Annotated in this window: 20 protein-coding genes; 1 reads left to right on the forward strand and 19 read right to left on the reverse strand. The window is 34.4% G+C overall.

What is annotated here, in order from left to right; genetic code table 11:
• Positions 1–2: 2 nt before the first annotated feature.
• The 7 genes from ACKI42_RS02800 to ACKI42_RS02830 all read right to left on the reverse strand — a co-directional run bounded on the left by ACKI42_RS02800 (position 3) and on the right by ACKI42_RS02830 (position 6,780).
• A complete protein-coding gene (locus tag ACKI42_RS02800) occupies positions 3–1,370 on the reverse strand; it encodes a hypothetical protein (protein ID WP_407402231.1) in 1,368 nt (455 codons plus the stop codon).
• Positions 1,367–1,651: a hypothetical protein gene (locus tag ACKI42_RS02805; protein WP_407402233.1), complete on the reverse strand. Its 285-nt coding sequence runs from the start codon at positions 1,649–1,651 to the stop codon at positions 1,367–1,369. Before ACKI42_RS02805 ends, ACKI42_RS02800 begins: the two co-directional genes overlap by 4 nt.
• A 93-nt stretch (positions 1,652–1,744) precedes the next feature.
• Positions 1,745–2,572 (reverse strand): hypothetical protein, encoded by an 828-nt coding sequence (locus ACKI42_RS02810; RefSeq protein WP_407402235.1) that lies wholly within the window; start codon positions 2,570–2,572, stop codon positions 1,745–1,747.
• Positions 2,573–2,577: 5 nt separating this feature from the next.
• Positions 2,578–3,393 carry a hypothetical protein gene (locus ACKI42_RS02815; protein WP_407402237.1) on the reverse strand — a complete coding sequence of 272 codons (816 nt, stop codon included), beginning with the start codon at positions 3,391–3,393 and terminating at the stop codon, positions 2,578–2,580.
• Between the two features lie 42 nt (positions 3,394–3,435).
• On the reverse strand, positions 3,436–5,616 hold the full coding sequence (locus ACKI42_RS02820) for a hypothetical protein (RefSeq protein ID WP_407402239.1): 2,181 nt from the start codon (positions 5,614–5,616) through the stop codon (positions 3,436–3,438).
• A 17-nt stretch (positions 5,617–5,633) separates the two neighbouring features.
• Positions 5,634–6,503 carry a S49 family peptidase gene (locus ACKI42_RS02825; protein ID WP_407402241.1) on the reverse strand — a complete coding sequence of 290 codons (870 nt, stop codon included), beginning with the start codon at positions 6,501–6,503 and terminating at the stop codon, positions 5,634–5,636.
• Between the two features lie 127 nt (positions 6,504–6,630).
• On the reverse strand, positions 6,631–6,780 hold the full coding sequence (locus ACKI42_RS02830) for a hypothetical protein (protein ID WP_407402243.1): 150 nt from the start codon (positions 6,778–6,780) through the stop codon (positions 6,631–6,633).
• Positions 6,781–6,937: 157 nt separating this feature from the next.
• On the opposite strand from ACKI42_RS02830, the gene ACKI42_RS02835 reads away from it, so the two are divergent.
• On the forward strand, positions 6,938–7,192 hold the full coding sequence (locus ACKI42_RS02835; protein ID WP_407402245.1) for a hypothetical protein: 255 nt from the start codon (positions 6,938–6,940) through the stop codon (positions 7,190–7,192).
• A gap of 65 nt (positions 7,193–7,257) precedes the next feature.
• Here ACKI42_RS02835 and ACKI42_RS02840 read toward each other — a convergent pair whose 3' ends face one another.
• The 12 genes from ACKI42_RS02840 to ACKI42_RS02895 form a co-directional block, all read right to left on the reverse strand.
• Positions 7,258–7,749 carry a lysozyme gene (locus ACKI42_RS02840; protein ID WP_407402247.1) on the reverse strand — a complete coding sequence of 164 codons (492 nt, stop codon included), beginning with the start codon at positions 7,747–7,749 and terminating at the stop codon, positions 7,258–7,260.
• A 9-nt stretch (positions 7,750–7,758) separates the two neighbouring features.
• Complete coding sequence (locus ACKI42_RS02845; RefSeq protein WP_407402249.1) at positions 7,759–8,457, reverse strand: hypothetical protein; 699 nt, start codon at positions 8,455–8,457, stop codon at positions 7,759–7,761.
• Positions 8,447–8,773, reverse strand: coding sequence for a hypothetical protein (locus tag ACKI42_RS02850; protein ID WP_407402251.1), 327 nt, complete (start codon positions 8,771–8,773; stop codon positions 8,447–8,449). Before ACKI42_RS02850 ends, ACKI42_RS02845 begins: the two co-directional genes overlap by 11 nt.
• A gap of 242 nt (positions 8,774–9,015) precedes the next feature.
• Complete coding sequence (locus ACKI42_RS02855) at positions 9,016–11,709, reverse strand: sialate O-acetylesterase (protein WP_407402253.1); 2,694 nt, start codon at positions 11,707–11,709, stop codon at positions 9,016–9,018.
• A 39-nt stretch (positions 11,710–11,748) separates the two neighbouring features.
• The gene (locus ACKI42_RS02860; RefSeq protein WP_407402255.1) at positions 11,749–12,288 is read right to left on the reverse strand and encodes a hypothetical protein; all 540 of its coding nucleotides are present in this window, start codon (positions 12,286–12,288) and stop codon (positions 11,749–11,751) included.
• Positions 12,281–12,745, reverse strand: coding sequence for a hypothetical protein (locus tag ACKI42_RS02865; protein WP_407402257.1), 465 nt, complete (start codon positions 12,743–12,745; stop codon positions 12,281–12,283). The genes ACKI42_RS02860 and ACKI42_RS02865 overlap by 8 nt, the downstream gene beginning before the upstream one ends.
• A 617-nt stretch (positions 12,746–13,362) precedes the next feature.
• The gene (locus tag ACKI42_RS02870) at positions 13,363–13,716 is read right to left on the reverse strand and encodes a hypothetical protein (RefSeq protein WP_407402259.1); all 354 of its coding nucleotides are present in this window, start codon (positions 13,714–13,716) and stop codon (positions 13,363–13,365) included.
• Between the two features lie 129 nt (positions 13,717–13,845).
• Positions 13,846–13,998, reverse strand: coding sequence for a hypothetical protein (locus ACKI42_RS02875; protein WP_407402261.1), 153 nt, complete (start codon positions 13,996–13,998; stop codon positions 13,846–13,848).
• 4 nt (positions 13,999–14,002) lie between these two features.
• Entirely contained in the window at positions 14,003–14,209 is a 207-nt protein-coding gene (locus ACKI42_RS02880; protein ID WP_407402263.1) for a hypothetical protein, read from the reverse strand.
• Positions 14,206–14,592, reverse strand: a complete 387-nt coding sequence (locus tag ACKI42_RS02885) for a hypothetical protein (RefSeq protein ID WP_407402265.1) — start codon at positions 14,590–14,592, stop codon at positions 14,206–14,208. The genes ACKI42_RS02880 and ACKI42_RS02885 overlap by 4 nt, the downstream gene beginning before the upstream one ends.
• Positions 14,593–14,603: 11 nt before the next feature.
• Positions 14,604–14,969, reverse strand: a complete 366-nt coding sequence (locus ACKI42_RS02890; RefSeq protein WP_407402267.1) for a hypothetical protein — start codon at positions 14,967–14,969, stop codon at positions 14,604–14,606.
• A 5-nt stretch (positions 14,970–14,974) separates the two neighbouring features.
• Entirely contained in the window at positions 14,975–17,947 is a 2,973-nt protein-coding gene (locus tag ACKI42_RS02895) for a hypothetical protein (protein WP_407402269.1), read from the reverse strand.
• Between the last annotated feature and the right edge of the window lie 39 nt (positions 17,948–17,986).

Consider the following 17,986-nt stretch of genomic DNA (forward strand, 5'->3'; position numbering starts at 1 on the left):
GATTATGTAGGGTTATTTACCAGTCTATCTTTGGAAGACTGGTCTTCCTGCTTCTGGGCTTCTTCATGATAAAAACCAAGTTGAAGACCCGACTGAGGAAAATTTAATTTGATTGCTGTATTGATTGCTTTCATCACTACTTCTTCTGGAACTCTTACACCGATTAGTTTAAACATGGTATAAGCATATAATTGTTCTGAACCGGAGTCTGATTTGCCCTGATCTGTAATGCCGCCTAAAGATTTATGAATTCCAACGGCAGCTGACACTGCAGAATCTGCTTTATTAGCAATTGAAATCTGCGTTTCTACAAAATCTTTTACATTCTGGTCTATGGGATTAATCGTCCATCCACAAGCTTTTAAACTTTGTCCGTCCTCAATGAATATATCTTTTGTGTGCCAAATCTTTCCAGCATTATGATCAGAAGTCAGCGTGGAAATTATTGTTTTAAATAACAATCTTTCATAATCATCTAACATTGTTTCGGTATAATCTTCGCCCGAAACTTCACATTCTTTTTGCAGCTGCTCACGTTTTGCATCCCAAAACTGAGCAGGGGAGGTTATGTGATATTTTGCATTGACTGAATTTTTGGATAAAGCTTTTAGAATTAAAGGAACCGCTGTCGCCCTGTTAATCCATTCTAAGGCTCCTAGAATAGTAGGAATTGGATAATAATCTGAAGCGTATGAATAAAGCTTAGAATAAAGTATAGAACGCTTTTCTTTGAAAGGTTGTAAAGGATTAAATAAAGGATAATCTCTATATCCGTTTGGCTGAAAAGCCATCCATGCATCCGAAACAAGTCCATGAGTGGCTTCCACTGAATCACTTTTTTTAGCCAACCTAAACCACATGGGATTGATATGCTCAAGCGAATGTATTCTTTCTACACCAACTCTTCCAGATTTGGCTTTAATCATCATTGAAGCGTTACTTTGTGCAAAATTGGTGTCCTGAATAGTGTTAATAAGATAAGTTTTATAATCGAAACTTTCTAACCAGGATAAAATACTTGCATCTGCGGTCCATTCTCTTGCAGGTTTTCCATCTTGGTAAACAGTTTTGAATAAATGAGGACCTTGCCCCCACAATAATTGCTGTTTTTTTTCCATCACTCCAGGAATGTTGGGATTTCGGTAAATCGTATTCCTCAAAAGTTGGGGCATATCGTTGTACATCCCGTATGGAATCAGTTCCAAACCATCCTGAAAATGAAATGACGTAGACCATGACTGATAATCTGTCATTCCGGATCTCGGATTATCGTAATCAATTTCCTCTACCTGATAAGAAAATACTGAAGCTGGAGAAGTCACTACGGCATGCTTGCCATATCTTTCAATTTGTATGTCGTCTTTTTTCATGGTTTTATAGATATACCGTTGATTTCCGTCAGAATTGGAAAGTAAAATTGGCGATACTCACCAGTCGCTGTACGCTGAAAACTTGCAAGTACATTATGTTTTTTACTCTGATTTCTGCGATAACCAGCAGTGATAATTACAGAATTTTCTTCAACAATACCTTTTGTTGTGCCATCTGTTTCATTCAGAGACAAAAACTTAATATTACACGGAATCCCTTGTCTTGAATACTGACGCAGAAACTCCATAGCCTTTATTGGAGTTATAGATTTATTATCCATGCAGCGAAAGTAGAGGGATAAGACGGCAAATGTTGTGACGCAAAAAAGCCACTCATGGTTGAGTGGCTTTAATTTATTTAAGCAAAATCTATACTAAGCTCGCCATCTTTCGATTAGCGCAATTCCTGCACCTGTCTGAAATACTCCAAACGTGATACTTGAACCGTCTAATGATTTCCACTGAACTCCACCTTTCAACAACACCATAATTGGTCCCGTAAGATCTTCGGAGATAGTGCCTGCCTTCGCTGTATCATATTCTTGACCTAAAAACGTAACCTGTTTCGCTGTAATATCATTCAAAGATGTAATTACTAACGATTGGGTTGCAGCTGTGTTTTTAACCCATTGCACCTCATTTAAAGCGGTCACCGCTGTTGTGAAGTCCAATTGCGCATACATCATTTCTGCTGTTTGCAATGGTCCGTTGTACATGAAATAAATATATTTGCTTCCTACTTCCTGCTCAAAAGTAAAATCGAACTTAGAACCATCTTTGCCAGACTTATGACTAGACTTAAATTTTAGTGGAGCACAAGGTCTTCCTAATACCCTAATAGGATCTGAAGACTGACAACCTGGAATGAAAATAATAAAATCCTTATCCAAATTGTTTTGAGCAAATTCTAAAGCTTCAAGTTCAGTTCCTGGATGAGAGCCAATGAATTTTACTTTGTAAGATCTTGCATCTTCTTCACCCTGAGATTCATAGGAATATTCTCTAGATGAAGTGGTAATATATACCGGAATTAAGCCAGTGTTTTCTTTAAAAACTGGTTGTCCTTGTAACAGGACGTTGTTTGCATCAGTATCTGGAAAGGAAATCAAATCCTCCACAGCAGCAAGATAAGCAAATCTGCTTCCCACCGTTGGAGCTCCCGCACCTGACGCTGGTCTGTCTAGTTTTTTTAATTTATACATGATTATTAATTTCTAAAAATTTCGATTAATTTTATTTGTCCGTTTCCAGAAATAAAACTTTCCAGAATTATTTTTGAACCGCGAACCGATTTCCAAGGAATATTTTTTCTCAATAAAATTTTGGTACCAGTGATTATTGTCAAGTATCCCGTCATAGGATTATCTTGTCCTATTAAAGTAATTTGAGATCCAGCAATTGCGAAATCCGAAACACTACCATCCGTAAACATAAGGTCACTTCCTTGTTTCACAAAGTAAATACCAGGAGCGGGTAGATTTTCAGTTTTAGAATTCCAATTTTCTATGGTTCCACCAATTGCTAATGAACCCTCATAGTGTAAGTAGACATCATCTGAACTTACTTCCTGCTCAAAATTCAAATCAAATTTATTTCCATCCTTACTGCTTTTATGAGAAGATTTGAACGTCAAAGGCGCGAAAGTAGTACCTAAAACTTTGGATCTAGTTTCCTCATAATTTTCTGGAAGAATAACAATATAATCTCTGTCGAGATGTTTTTTTGAAAACTCTAAAGCTTCAATCTCAGAACCTGGATGAGTTCCGGTAAATTTCACTCTAAATCCTCTGTTATCTTTTTCTCCAGTAGCTTCATAAGAATATTCTTGAGATGTATTTGTAATATAAATTTTGATAGCCGAAGCACCAGCTTTCAGAAGAATATCACCTATCAAAACAATCTCTGTGTTATCTGTAGGCGGAAAATATATAATATCTTCTACTGGATACAGATAAGCATATCGGGATCGTTTTTTTGGAGAACCAGCTCCTGTTCGAGGTCTGTCTAAAATTTTTATACCCACTTTATTAAGAAAATTGGGCTTCCAGAGAAGCCCTAATTAATATTATCCTCTTGCTATTTCGTACCAAACACCTTCGAAGTTTTTCAAAGTAATGTATTTGGCATCAGAATTTAATACAGCTGTAACACCTGATAAAACAATATGTCCACTGATTGCAGCTACACTTAGAGCATTAGCTGAACCCAATATTTTCAACTCAGTACCTTCATTACCTTCTACTATTTCAGTAAGGGTTGTGGCTTCGTCACCGCTAAATTTTTGTGTATGTCCTTCAGAAGCATCAATCACCGCTTCTTTGAATTCTACAATTTTTGCAGTATTAGTAGGGAAAGTTTCATTTCTTGCCACTTCTTTGTAAGTTCCATCTGATTGAACTACCATCGTCAATGAATACATTGTTTTTGGGTCGAAATTGGCGGTAAGAGATAAGTTTCCTGCATTTCCTGCTGTAGATTTCAAAATCTTAGAAGTTGTCTGCATGTTAACATCTCCAATGATTTTCACCACCATTCCGGCGGGAAGTCCCTGAAGCTTTGTCACATCAGAAATCAATTCCGGATGAACGTATAATTTGTTATAGTTCAATGTTACAGCTCCGCTCATTGGCTTACCGAATAACGGTACTAAAGTAGTATCCGGGAACAATGGCTCATCATTAATCCAAACAAACTGTGCAACACCTCTGTAGTTTGAATTTGCAGGAAGGTCTGGAAAACCAGTAAATACAATTCCACAACCAGTTCTATAATCTGCCTGAACGAAGGATTTTCTTTTCAAATACTCAAATCTGTATTTGTTTTTTTCTTCCGGTAAATATTCTAAAATCTCAATATTTTGATCATCTGTAATGAACATAACATTAGTACCTTCAAGATCCTCCAATCCTACGAATTCAATATTTGGATATCCATCGATATATTTTAATTCGTTTCCGGAATAATCATTGTTCAAAGAATTGATTTTTTTATAATCATCTTTAATAACAACAATATTAGAAGGAGCGGTATATAATTTCATATTCGGCTTATTTCTAGCACCCAAAGGCATACTTTCAATAAATCCTTTTGTGTAGCTGTAAGCGTTTGCAGTACTGAATCTTCCTACTTTTGAAGCGTAAGGAGTAATCTCTTTCAACACATCTCTTGCAATGAATAACTGATGGAGAACCCCAGACTGACCATTCAGATAATGACCTTTCATTTTGATTCCCGCAGGATTTGGCGCAAAAATACCTTTGATTGCAGCTTCTCTGTCTTCCTGTCTTGCTTTTTCATTAATCTTTGAAATTAAGAAAGCAACGAAAGAATATTTATACGGAGAAGACCCATCCATATTGTAGATTGAAGCCAACCAAGAGGATTCCAACTCCTGAAGCTGATAACCTTCAAATTCCAAATCAATCTGGATTCTGTAGATTCTTCTTTTCTTAGCATCCAACTTCATTTCGAAACCAGGAGTCCAATCAGGTTTTCTACCCTGAGTCACGTTTGCGATATCCATCACAACATCCTGAACCATATCGATCACACCAAAACGTTTTGGCCAGAATGCAGGAAGACCATAATTGTCTACATACAAATCTCTGATGAAAGACGGATTCTGAATCTGATACTCAACTAAATCCTGATTCAATCTAGTGATTGTTGAAACATCTGTAAAATCTGTTTTAGCGGCAGATTTACCCGCAGCTTTCATATTCCAGTTTCTTCCTTCAAATTCAAATAACTTAGTACTAGCTTCAGCATTTGCTCCAAATAAATGTGTTGGGCTAGAAATAGATGCTACTAGTGCTGTACCGAATAGAGCAGATTTAATTACATTTTTCATTGTTGATTCTGTTTCAGGGGTATCCATTAATGCCTGGATAACACCTTGCTGTTGTTGAACTTTTGCGACAACTTTTTTAGCAGTAGCTTCTGGAGTAGCTGGAGCGTTATCATCATCATCGTCATCACCAGCGTTTCCTTTAAGAACAGATGCAAGAAGATCATTCACTTTTGCAGCTTCTGCTTCATCAGCTGAAATAGTTCCTGCCTCTTCGGCAAGAATTTCATTAGCTACTTTTTGAAAAGCATCATAGTTTTTACCCGTCAGTTTTGTTTTTAAGGTAGCTTCCTCTTCGGGCTTAATATCAAGCTTACCATCTTCCCCTTTCGGCAAAGAATCCCACCCCATCAATCCATATACAAAGGAAAGTACGGCAGCGAATTTGGTCTTTTTCATTGGTTAAAATTTTATTGTTAATTATTTAAGTCTGCTAAAGCACGAGCCAAAGCGAAAGCTTCCTTTTCGTTACCGATGCTATGAATCATTTTTAATTCTAAAGCTTCCTTTGCGGAAAAATTATCTGCAGCAAAAATTCTAGGATCATCAGATATATCAGGCATTGCCAATTTTACATCAGCGATAAACGCCTCTCTTATAGGATTTAGTTCAGATTTAATCCTTTTAATAAAGTCTTCATCTTTACCTTCATAGAAATCCTGCATCGCTTTATTTTTCAGATCAGATCCGTCTGCATTAATGATTAGAATTTTGTAGCCTTCTTCTTTCATTGCCTCACGAGAATCTACCATTATACAAGTAGAACCTATGCTGCCAAAACCTGAAGATATATTCCCGTAAGCCATTACATGATCTGCGAGTAGGCAGATAATCCAATAGTGTAGTGAATAACAATCTGCACACAAGGCAACAATTGGTTTTTTCTTTTCGGATTGGAATTCTTTAAATGCATTAATTGCCGGAACAGCTCCTCCAGGTCCATCAATAAAAATCACGATAGCACCAACTTTATCATTATCATTAAGCGAACGAAGAGCATAGAGATAGTCATCAGCTCCATAAGTACAGAAACCATCACCATATGTCGCCATAGGTCCCGTCATTTGTAAGTAGCCAATTTGCTTTTCTTCTTTTTCTTCTTTTATAAATGGATTACCTACGTTACCATTATCGTAAGAAGCTCGAAATGTATCTCGGTCTACTTCTAAACCTACCTTCTCTCCGCTAAGAAATCTGTTGGCAAGTTTTTCATATTCGGAAATATTGAATGTGGACATAAGCCACATACTGCGTATAATATCAAAAACAAGTTTATTGGTTTTCATCTGTAAAATCTTACTGCAAAGATGTTTTATAGACGTTCATAAAGTTGTGACGCAATTACAAGACAAAAAAAAGCACCCATCTGTACAGGTGCTTCGCTTCAATTTAAAAAAATATATTACAACGTAATTATTGTATTTTGATCACAGAAGATATTCTCACATCTTTTTCGGGGATATCTTTACCACATTCTAAACATAGTTTGATTAAAGCCTGATAATAATCTTTTGCTAATATTCCATGTATATTGTTTCCGTAATTTAATCTGTAATATAGCATATGAATTAATTTGGTATGCTAAAAGTATGGTAATTATTTGTTATTATATTACAGGATTCCGTAACTAATGGTATTCCTATTAATTTGTAATTAAAATGGATATAATTTGTATCTAATTTAATTTCTTTATTGATAATATTTGTACCAATTTTGCAAAATGAAATTGAAAGCAACTATCGTCGGCGAACTATTACCAACCGACAAAAGCATCATCGTAACCTTTGATGGGGACAAAGAAGGTAAGCACTTTGAAGTACTTTGCAGCTTCAATCCTCATTCCTATAAGATGCGAAAATGGGATTCTTGGGAACTACATATAAAATGGGACAGTGAAGTTTTTGAGGATGCAGAAGTAGGAAAAAAATACTACTCCACCATCTTGAAATGTGATAAAGCAACTGAAATTAAATAAAAAAAACCACCAAAATTAATTGGTGGCTTCTTTATTATGTGTGGTGATTTCAATGATATTATTTTTTAGCTAAAATACAAATCTGATTCTGCTTTTCTTCTTCTTACAAGACCTTTTAGTTTTACGCCTTGCGCTGTTATGTATTTAGTTTCAAACCAATTTTTAATAACACTTTTCGTTGATTTTTTATTAATCAAGTCAAATAATGTAGACGATCCACCCGTATTGTAAGTATGAGAGACTAAAGCATCAAACTGATTTTGAGAAAGATTTACTTTCACTTTTCTTGCAACAATTGCTTCGTAAGTTTTTAGATCATCTTTCAGAGCATTATCAGCTTCTAACACCGTGCTAATAGTTGCTCTACTTTCGGCCAAAGCTTTATTTGCAATACCTTTCAAGAAATTCCCTTTATTGTCCCTCATTACTCTTCCCCAACCTTCTGTCCAAATTCCTACGGGATCCATCTTTGGTTGTAATCCTACTTTCTTCAAGTCTCCATCATGAAGACTTTCAAACTCTTTGATTAAAGCAATGCCTTTTGTTCCTGTTTTCATAATATAATTTTAAAATCTTATTGGATTATATGACAATCCCAAGCCTACAGCTGGGTAGAAGGTATTATTTGATGGCACATAATAATAGCCAGCTTGCACACCTAACCCCCATTTTTTGGGAGCCACCGAAAGGTTTTTTTTAAAATGTTCTACGCCATTTATTTTTAGATTTTTATCTGGAGATGAAATCGTGATTTCTTGAATTTCTTTCGCAAATAAATTTTTCTTTTTCTTGGCTGTAATTATATCTAGTTGTGCATTGTATTGATAGTCTAATGTTGCGTTACCTGTGCTGTCAGTCTTTGTAACTGCAGAAAAATATTTGTCTTTGTAAAATACTGACCGTATTTTTTCTTTGTCAATTTCGGCTTTCTGTGCTTTTATAGTACCTTCTAGTTTTGCGCGGATCTGCTGAAGTTCTGTAATGTCTTTCTGAGCAATCTTGAAGGCTGGAGCTAAAGTATCTGTAACGTAAGTATTATATTTTTTGGTGACATTATTTTGCATGAGCTCACCAACATTTGGCACATACTTGATAATTGTACTGTCGTGGGTAACGTATTCTATACGAATAGTATCATTCTTTGGGTTGGCGATTTCTTTCGCAATCTTTTCTTCTTTTGATAAACTAACCCAGTTGTAAAAACTGTTTAGAACCAAAGCCACGATAACGAATATCAGACTAATGATTATGATTTTATTTTTCATTTTCTTTGGATTTTAAAATTTCTATTGCAGCATCTGCTGTTTCTTCTTTTATTTTTTTGTTGGTTTCTAGGATTTCTTTCTCCTGTTTGTTAAGAACACCAGCTTTTACGAGTAATTGATAAGTGAGATCTTCATTTTTCTTTTTCTCGCCCTCGTAGAGTTCCTTCCAGTCTTGCTCCGCGATGTCGTTTTTTCTTATGTTGATGAAATAAGTAATTCCAAACATTAAAAAGAAAATAGCAGCTACAAAACCGAGCGGATTCTTAATAATCAGCTGCTGAAACTTGCCGACTTCTTTGCTGTTTGGTAAATTCATTTCATTATTTTGGATTTTTAGAAAGTCCTCCTCGCGGAGAGGAGAACTGTTTCTATATATTGTAATTTTGTTATATATTTGAAAAAAATACTATGAGAACTTTACTATGTTTTTTAAGCCTTCACAAATGGAAATATTCAGATGATTCAAATAGAATCTGTAATTGTTGTAATCGATTTGAATTTTTGGATTTAGAATCTGATGTAAACGCTTATGGTAATCCTATGTGGCTTAAAAAATAGTTACAAATCTGCTATCGTGATATTGTCTGATAGTAATATTTCTTTTGCAGATTGTAATCCTAAATTAACCTGACCAACGGCGTTTAAATGTATATTATCGCTGTTGTAATTATTCCCATAGGTTACTATTTTTGCTTTCAAATCAGTGGATACGTAAGCATCTTTAGCTAATTTCACACCCGCTCCATAATTTGAAGATGAAGAGCCTATTTGAGTAATCACCCTCAATGTCGATGGCAATATAAAACCATCATTTAATCTATCAGAAATTAATGTATTTAAAGCATTAAAATAACTAGGCTGGTCGTCATTCATATTGCCTTCCCCCTGCACCCATACAAAACCAACCTCACGAGGTTTTATTCCTCTATCTAATAACCATTCATCAGCTTTGTTTTTTCGTGATAATTTCTCAGCATAATAAGCGCCTCCTTTTTGAAAATATGAAATAAGCTTACCATCTCCAACGTTCTTATCTATGAAGAGCAAACCACTTTTATTATTTTTTAAGAAATTCAACGCAATGCCAACTTCAACACCAAAAGATGATGCTGTACCTGCTGAATATCTAACGTCCCAAGATGCCATATTATTTACACCTATATGTAATTTTTGATATTCTTGAGTGTATGGTTCCCAGATATATACTCTGTCAAATGGCTCTGACCAATCTCGTTCAATATTCTCAAATGGTGGTAAGTATAATTCAGTCTCATAGGCTACTCCTAGAGCATTACTCTGCCCTTCAATAGTAACTCTCAACAAAGAGAACCCGCTATTTAAATCAGCATTTGATCCGCCACCACTACTCCCACCATTTTTCAACAAATTTAATATATCATCAATTGTATAAGAGTTTTCGGTATATTTTATTTCAAAATTAACACCTAAATTCCCTTGATTATTCCAATTACTTGATGCTACTGTAGAATTTGACACGTCAATGTAACGTCCTGGCCCTAGTCCGTTATAAAATATTGCCGACCCAACAATGCTAAATCCTAGATAGTCTCCTTCTGTGACGTTAATATTAACGTTGTAGCTTTTGATTCCAGTCGTTAAATTTACTGTGTATAATAAAACTTTTGTTATAGGCACGTCCGAATTAGGGTTACCACCTTGAAAACTTACTCTATAAACATTCAAAACACCTGAACCGTCAGTTCTAACGTTTAGCTTACTAAGCTTGCCGTTATTTACGACTTTTTGGTTAATACAATGAATATTAGGAATGCTAACGCTTTCTGTAACGGTTGATAAATCATTTAGCCCTATCACTTCAGTTAATGAGGTAACTAACGCACTATTAACAATGTCAATTGAACCCTCTATAACGGTTGATGCGCTGAGTGCCTGGTTATCATTGTCCTTATCAAAAAAATCTGCGATTGAGCCACCACCAATACTTTTCCAAATAGTTGAGTCGTCCGAAGGAACATCCGTAACTAAAGCAATTTTCCCTTCTCTAAGCTGCCAATAACGGTCTAAATGTGTTACTTGCACATCACCTGATAAAGGAAAAGTCACATCTGCAAATGCAGGAATGAAGGCTTTGGAAGTAGGCATTTTTTTTGAAACTGTTTCCCAAGTTGTTCCATTAAAATAAAACTCTGTGAAATAATCTTCAATAGATTTTTGATTCCCTTGATTAGGATAATTTGTTCCTGGATCAACTGCACTTATTTTCGGAGTGTACCATCCAATTTTCCAACCATCTACTGGTTCTAGAGTATCCGGATATATTACCCCATGAGAATCTGATATGTAATCTCCTTTTAATAATAAGGAATCCCAACCTGCAGAGGTTTTAAAGTGAATTTCGTCCCCAATTCTTTTTATAGATCCTATTTCTTCAGGACTTCCTCCTTCAGCAATTATAAGTCCATCAGTTTTTATATTTCCAACAACATCCAAAGCTTGAGTAGGATTATTTTTGTTAATCCCAACGCGAGCCAAACCTACATTACTGAAGAAGTTAAAGAAGAACGTTTTAAGATTAAAACTTCTGTTTTCAGATAGTGATAAATCTGAGTTGCCTAAATTTCCACCACCAACACCTAGTATATTTCTAAGATTAAGCTTTTGAGCATCTGTGAGGTTTGAACCGTCTATTTTTATATAACCTTTTAAAAGTTCTAAGAAGTCTTTCATATCAATATCAATGTTTGTATTAAGAGTAATGGTGCCATCATATAGCATATATATTTGTTCTGAGCCTACTTCTTGCTCAAAAACAAAATTGAATTTTTCAGAATCCTTAACGGATTTATGGGATGAAGTAAATATTAATGGTGATCCTGGAGAACCCAAGACCTTTATTCCTTTGTTACACTGCGGTATAAGAACCACAAATTCTTCCTCAACAAAGTTTTTAGAAAACTCGAGAGCCTGCTGTTCAGTTCCGGGATGAGTACCAGTAAATTTTACTTTAAATGATTTAGAATCTGATTCGCCAACCATTTCATAAGAATACTCCTGTGATGATGATGTAAGATAAATTTGCATCATTCCGCAATTTTCCTTCATTTTAATATCATCTAAAAGTAGAACTCCCAAAGAATCGGTTGGGGGATAATAGTCTATATCTTTTACCAACGCCAAAAAAGCAAAACGATCTCTGGCAGGAGCCGAGCCTGATCCGAAAACTTTATTTAGTATTTTAAATTTCATGCTCCAAAAATCCAACTTAACCATTGGGTAAGTTGTGACGCATAAATTTTTGAATAATTCATTTTATCGCTTGAGTTTCCCTTGGAGTGGAGAACAGATACCGGTAGAACTTATTCTGTAAAATAATTGTCTCAGCTGAATTTGAGTAACGCCCACTTCAAATAAGTCATATTTTTCAATAAAACTCATAATTGCATTAGTCTTTCTATCTTCATCATGAGCTCTTGCCAAAACGTAACTATAGAAAGTTGTTCTAAATTGCTGCTCAAATAGATCATTAATATTATCTACAAACTTTTCTGGCAAGTAAACAAAACTTTTACCTAGACCTTGCACTTTGTAAAAATTACCTGCAGCAATATAACGTCTGCGTGATTTGGCTTTTATATTCAGAAAAATATTAAACCCCGTAATATCTTTTATAGGGTAATCTGTTTTTTCAATGTTTTCTAGCAGATAATTATAAATGAAAGAATGCCGCTCGATATGATGCACCGAGCATTTGAAGCCTACAAATGTTCTACTTTCTCCTACCAATTCTTTCATAAGAAATGATACGAGATGCGGGCGAAGTTTCAGAGGGATTATATTATTATCATTCATCAAATTTGAGCGGGAATATATTTGTGATAGATAAAGCCATACCTACACTCATTGCATCAGAGGTAAATTCGACATCGATAGGGCGGTTTAGAGATATATCATTTTTGTTAATCCTCACTATTTCTCCAGTGTTGAAAGTAATTTTCACTTCCGACAGCTGACGAAATTTTTCCTTGAAATCTTCAACACCTGGAAACAGTGGAAAGCCTATATCTAAAGATACTGTGTGTACCACACCAGCTTTTGATAGTTTTGATTTTTCGGATAGGTTGGCAGAATTAATTGTGAAGTAGGCCCCATCATAGTTGGTAGGGATGTCTTGTGTAAAACCTTTCGGTGGGCTGATTAAAAATGAACCTTCCACCAAAGCAGATACTAATTCTAATTTTACAGCAAATCTATTTTTAAAATTCCTTAAGTAATTCATGATCAACCACAAAGATAACAATAAATACATTATTACTATACAATTTGTTGTGATAAAAAACTTCTAACGAATCTATAATGTGTGCATTTTTTTGTAATTCTGTAAGGATACTGTAAGTGATTGATTTACAGAACTGTTTTATTAAAATCATTTTGTAAGACCCCAAAAATAAAAATGTAAGGTTGTATTTCTTTATTTTTTCCTTACAATTATTTTGTAAGGAATAGTAAAAAATTACAAAAAGTAAAATACTCTGTAAGTCCTTACAATAAAGCACTTATCTTATTTCCTTACATTCTTACAAAAATTTAACGGTTTTATGGTAGGGGGTTTCAAGGGGGAAATCAGCCACCAGTATCTGGCTATTTACTATTAGAAGAAAACGCTTTACTTTTTTGTAATTAGCAAGTGTATGGTAACGCAAGAAGCCGCCCTATATAGGACGGCTTCTGATGGTTTATGGAGACTTCTAAAGTTTAGCTCCACATTCTTCACAATAGTTATTTTTCTTTAGATCTTGGTAGCATCCACAGATGCATATTCTCCAAATCTCGTGATTCGCTTGTTTACTTTTTTTAATTACATCCGACACGGTAAGAATCAACCGTGGCTTTTTGCAGCTATTAATAAACGCACATCTAGATTCGCTACTTGGCGTTGTAAACGGATGTTCCATCTTGTTGTGTGTTTTTCTGTTCTATTCTTTTTTTAAGAGTAATGCCCCAGCAATTTAGATCCTGAGAAAATTTCTCTTCATTTTCATGCGTAAAGAAATTACCATTGATGTCTCCAGTAATATCTACAACATCACCCAACTGAAATGAATCTATGAGCTGAACATTCTTTTCCCCACGTAAAGTTACCTGGTTAATGTTAGGATAAACATCATCAGAAAACTGATCTTTGCGGCTTCTGTCTAAATAAAATTTTCTTTTCGGATATTTCTTTTCCCCTAATAATTCTGTGTTTTCGATTTTTAAAATCTTACCTGTAATAATCATAATGTATTGTTTAAAAAGTTATTTATTGTTAAAAAGTTTAGTGTATTCAGTGAAGGTGATTTCTTCACAATCTTCCTGCATGTTGTGATTCCATTTAGATTGTATTTCGTTTGACTTGTTTCTCATTTTTCATCTTTTTAAGAGGTATTTAATTGGTTTTTTATCTATGTGATTTTTTGCAATTTTCAATGCTAAATCTCTTCTCTCTCTATCGCTTTCTTTGACGGTTTTTCCTATTGTGTAATACTTTTCTTTAAACTTTCCTATTTTCAATGGTCTCATAATTCTATTTTTTTTTATTATTTATTTTATCTCGAAGAATAAAGCTCATTTCTTGAGCTTTAATTTCGTGAACCATTCGCACAGTAACACTGATATCGCCTTGCTCAGCTAATTCTACATACAGAGTATTAAGTCTTACAAGATCATCTCTATCTGGCGTTTCCCTGATTAATCGAATGAGTAATTCGTGGGAGTAAAAAGGCTTATTCATCTGTATTTTTTTATAAATATATATTCAACTGAAGTCTTAGTGTCCGGATCATATTTAATTATCAAATCACTATTAACATTTACATGTTCTGCAGGGTTAAATTCATAACCTTTGTATTTGCAATAAATCTTAATTTTATTTTTAACCGACAGCTTAGTGATATCCCCACCTACCCCATTATATTGTGTAAAATTTCCGATATAATTATCAAAGACATTACTGTACTTCAAAGCTTTGTTTAGATTTTTAGTAGAAAAAAAATCTTCAGCCCAATCATAAACTGTTAACCCCAATTCGGATAATAATTGTTCATGCTTAATCGATATATTATCATGGTTTTTTCTAGTAATTGGCTGTCGAATGCTATTAATTATTTTTTTCATAAGTCAAATATTTAAAGTTTTTTAATTGGTATTTTTGGTTGTACTTCTGCTTCTGTAATAAAAACATAATCATGTTTTCTTACGACCAGGAGCTCAATAAATTCGTGATGCTTTCGCTCATATTCTTGGAGGTCATCATAAATCTTTGGAGCATCATCATAAGCTTCTAGCAGTTGGGCATTGGTGAACTTTTCGCCTTCGTATATAAATCCGCATTTAAATGCACCTCTGTATTGAATAACAATGATTTCTTGGCTTTCTAAAAACCTTATGCCGATGAGATCCATATTTAAAAAAGCACATTGAAACGAAAGAGTGCCTTTATACAATTTCATTAATTCGGCACGCGTTGGCGGTACGTCAAATTTTGTTAGCATAATTTCTATTTTTGAGTATAAACGCTTTGTGTCACTCCTGGTGTCTGATTAGGATATATTATGTTCTCTTCAAAAGATTTTTTGATAAAGAATTTTTCTTCAGTAACCTTTTTTACAGGATCCCATTGCGTTATCCTTTTCCCTTTGACGTCGTTCCAATATTCTTGAGGATTGAAAACCAACCCCTCAAGCTCACAATATCTTGCAACTTGCTTTTTGAAATGAGCTGCAGTATAATTTTTAAGCTGAGGAATTTCGAGAACCTTTTTGAGGAGATCCTCTTTAGATAAATAAGTATTCAGATTATATTCGTACGCTACTAATTTATCCATGAATTCACGGAAAATAGGTCCTAAATCAGCAATAAGGTTTCTCTTGCGGATATTCTCCTGAGGAGCTTCTATTTTTGTGGTAGTCCCTAAATAAAATTTAAGGCAATACGCATAAAAATTAATTAGTAAAAACCATTGTCTGTCTCCCCACTGTTTAGAAAAGAAATCATGTCCGAAGTGGTGACGTGGTGAAAACTCCTGAATGTTTTCATTGGCATCATAACCGTGATAAAAATTAGAAAATGAGGATATCAGTATTCTTGAATATAATGACGGCGAAAGATTCTTTAATGAAAAGTTAGTAGTAATACAGATTTTCGGTGAATCATAAAATGAAAGATTAAACTCGCTTTGATTTTTTCTGTTGATCGACATATCTCCGGTGATATCCGTAAATAATTCTTCATACCTAAAATATTCATTTGCATCATCAAAAATTAAATAGTCAGTTTCTTCTGTAACACCTTCGAATAAAAACTGCCCTTCCAAAACTTCTTTCCTTCTGGCCCCTTTGTACTTAGTATTTTTAAAACAGCGCATAGCAGCACTCCATGTTAGAGATTTCCCAGTACGCCCGTGACTAGAATGCTCATCTACGATTTTGTCATCCATCCCAATAACAGCCCAAGCTTTAGACATAGTTTTGTAGTTATGAAGCAGGTATCCAATAGTAAATACTTTATTCACAAAGTGCATCGTTTGTGTATAATTTTCATCCTCTGTTAGTTTATCAGATGTTAGCAATGAAGGATTATTTTTTTTGTACTCGCATTGTTGCTCATCAGAAAGGCCTTCTAATTCTTTTTCCCAAAAAACGCGGCTTCCATTAATTACATAATTCATGTACTCACATTCTTGAGTCTCAATTATTACCTGGTAATTTCCATTCGCGTCTTTATCTATGTTAAATAGCGGTTTTTCTACTTGAAGCTTTGAAGTATCAAGCTCAACGCCCTTATGAGTAATAGAAATTTTTTTGTTGATAACATTTTCATGCTTAACATATCGCGAATATCCTTTGCTAATTTTTTCAATTCCATTTTTTGAAACTTCCCAAATAAAATCATTAAAAAAAAGGAACTGGCTCTCTGGAGTGTAATCCACATAATCAAATCTTTTCTCGGTAAGACCTGCTAATTTTTTATCAGAAATAGCTTCAGATGCTAAAAGCAAATTTAAAAGTTGATCTGGGAAATAGGTCATTCCTTTTTCTTTCTGCTTATTTTCTAAAGAGCGATTGAAAAAATCTTTTATTTCTTGGGCACGAACTTCTTTAATAACATGTTTGTCTTGTTTAACAAAATAAAATCCGTCTTTACGGTTTTCATCATTCACTTTGTAAAATCCATTTAAACGCAAGAAATTAAAGGCGTTCATGTAGTTGATGGTGTAATCGGTAGAATTACTTCTCTTATTGTATTTACCGTCCCAAAAACGTGCTGGACGGGCTAGTTCTAGCAGACGTTCTACTTTATCTTTCAAATCTTTTTGATCTTTATCTCCAAATACAGAATACTTCTTCATGAAGTCTGTAAAATCTTTCAATGGATTGCCTCTGAAATCTTTGAAAAAAGTAAGTTCTTCAGGAAGCCATGCTGTTTTCACATCCATATGTTCTAAGGCAACATTTTTTCCTGCATCTACACCAGTAGGGTCTAGGTCTGGAACATTGATAACGTTTTCAGCGTATTTAAGTAACGTTTTAATTTCAACCTCAGTAATCTTTGCGGTTTCAGAATTAAACCAAATTACGACATCAGCTTTCCCAGTAGATTCCATATTAATAGAGTCACGATCTCCAGAACATATGACAACATTTTTTACTTTCTCAATCTTTTTTGAAGTACCTATAATGCGTCCTTGATCATCTTTATCGTCGACTTCCTTAATCGTAATGTTTTTCAACCTTTCCAATCCAAAAATATGATTGGAAGGTTTTTTACCTAAATAAGAAAATCTATATTTTTTATCACTCGATTTTGGCTGATATATCTTTAACCAAGTAGGCTCTATATATTCAATCTTTACATTTTTTTCTTTGCCTTCAATGGTAAGTTTCGGTTTATGATTTGGGATTATTGCAAATATTGGAAATGTTGCTGTCGACTGGACAGTGTACACCTTGCAAAATTCGTCCTGAACTCCTGGTTCTCTTTTTAACCAAGAATAGGATTCCAAAGAATGAAAATCTAATTTTTTACAATGTTCTGCATTGACTAATGGACCTAAAATTTCAAACTCATAGTCTGAAAATTCTTTTGTTTTAAAGGTAAAACCACTCTCATTCAATGGTTCTCCATTATACTCCTGCAAAGTACAAGAAGATAGGTATTTTACGTTTTCTGCTTGTGTAGTAATTAATCCTAATTCTTCACCCAGTGCAAGTAGTGCATCGAAGTAAGCTTTGCCGGTTTCTTGTGCATAAATATGAATAGCATTTTTTGCCTTCTCATAAAATCCACCAACATCACCCCAATCCTGCACAAAATAAACTCCATCTTTTATACTCATCCACGCAGATTCTGTACCTTCTTCTCTAATTTTAAAATGCTTTTTAATCTTAGCCTGAGGAAGAAATCTAGTAATGATATCGTAACCGCCATTAGTAGCGGTAAATATTTGTTGTTGATCTATTGGAAACGACATGGTTATATTTTGAATAGTTCTGGTTGGATAACAAACCCA

Origin of the sequence: Chryseobacterium sp. (genome assembly GCF_045629545.1) — a bacterium.
Lineage (GTDB): Bacteria > Bacteroidota > Bacteroidia > Flavobacteriales > Weeksellaceae > Chryseobacterium.

Coding starts and splice junctions, on each gene's coding strand:
- ACKI42_RS02800 (WP_407402231.1), bottom strand. CDS start 1,370: ATGAAAAAAGACGACATACAAATTGAAAGATATGGCAAGCATGCCGTA.
- ACKI42_RS02805 (WP_407402233.1), bottom strand. CDS start 1,651: ATGGATAATAAATCTATAACTCCAATAAAGGCTATGGAGTTTCTGCGT.
- ACKI42_RS02810 (WP_407402235.1), bottom strand. CDS start 2,572: ATGTATAAATTAAAAAAACTAGACAGACCAGCGTCAGGTGCGGGAGCT.
- ACKI42_RS02820 (WP_407402239.1), bottom strand. CDS start 5,616: ATGAAAAAGACCAAATTCGCTGCCGTACTTTCCTTTGTATATGGATTG.
- ACKI42_RS02825 (WP_407402241.1), bottom strand. CDS start 6,503: ATGAAAACCAATAAACTTGTTTTTGATATTATACGCAGTATGTGGCTT.
- ACKI42_RS02830 (WP_407402243.1), bottom strand. CDS start 6,780: ATGCTATATTACAGATTAAATTACGGAAACAATATACATGGAATATTA.
- ACKI42_RS02835 (WP_407402245.1), top strand. CDS start 6,938: ATGAAATTGAAAGCAACTATCGTCGGCGAACTATTACCAACCGACAAA.
- ACKI42_RS02840 (WP_407402247.1), bottom strand. CDS start 7,749: ATGAAAACAGGAACAAAAGGCATTGCTTTAATCAAAGAGTTTGAAAGT.
- ACKI42_RS02845 (WP_407402249.1), bottom strand. CDS start 8,457: ATGAAAAATAAAATCATAATCATTAGTCTGATATTCGTTATCGTGGCT.
- ACKI42_RS02850 (WP_407402251.1), bottom strand. CDS start 8,773: ATGAATTTACCAAACAGCAAAGAAGTCGGCAAGTTTCAGCAGCTGATT.
- ACKI42_RS02855 (WP_407402253.1), bottom strand. CDS start 11,709: ATGGTTAAGTTGGATTTTTGGAGCATGAAATTTAAAATACTAAATAAA.
- ACKI42_RS02860 (WP_407402255.1), bottom strand. CDS start 12,288: ATGAATGATAATAATATAATCCCTCTGAAACTTCGCCCGCATCTCGTA.
- ACKI42_RS02865 (WP_407402257.1), bottom strand. CDS start 12,745: ATGTATTTATTGTTATCTTTGTGGTTGATCATGAATTACTTAAGGAAT.
- ACKI42_RS02870 (WP_407402259.1), bottom strand. CDS start 13,716: ATGATTATTACAGGTAAGATTTTAAAAATCGAAAACACAGAATTATTA.
- ACKI42_RS02875 (WP_407402261.1), bottom strand. CDS start 13,998: ATGAGACCATTGAAAATAGGAAAGTTTAAAGAAAAGTATTACACAATA.
- ACKI42_RS02880 (WP_407402263.1), bottom strand. CDS start 14,209: ATGAATAAGCCTTTTTACTCCCACGAATTACTCATTCGATTAATCAGG.
- ACKI42_RS02885 (WP_407402265.1), bottom strand. CDS start 14,592: ATGAAAAAAATAATTAATAGCATTCGACAGCCAATTACTAGAAAAAAC.
- ACKI42_RS02890 (WP_407402267.1), bottom strand. CDS start 14,969: ATGCTAACAAAATTTGACGTACCGCCAACGCGTGCCGAATTAATGAAA.
- ACKI42_RS02895 (WP_407402269.1), bottom strand. CDS start 17,947: ATGTCGTTTCCAATAGATCAACAACAAATATTTACCGCTACTAATGGC.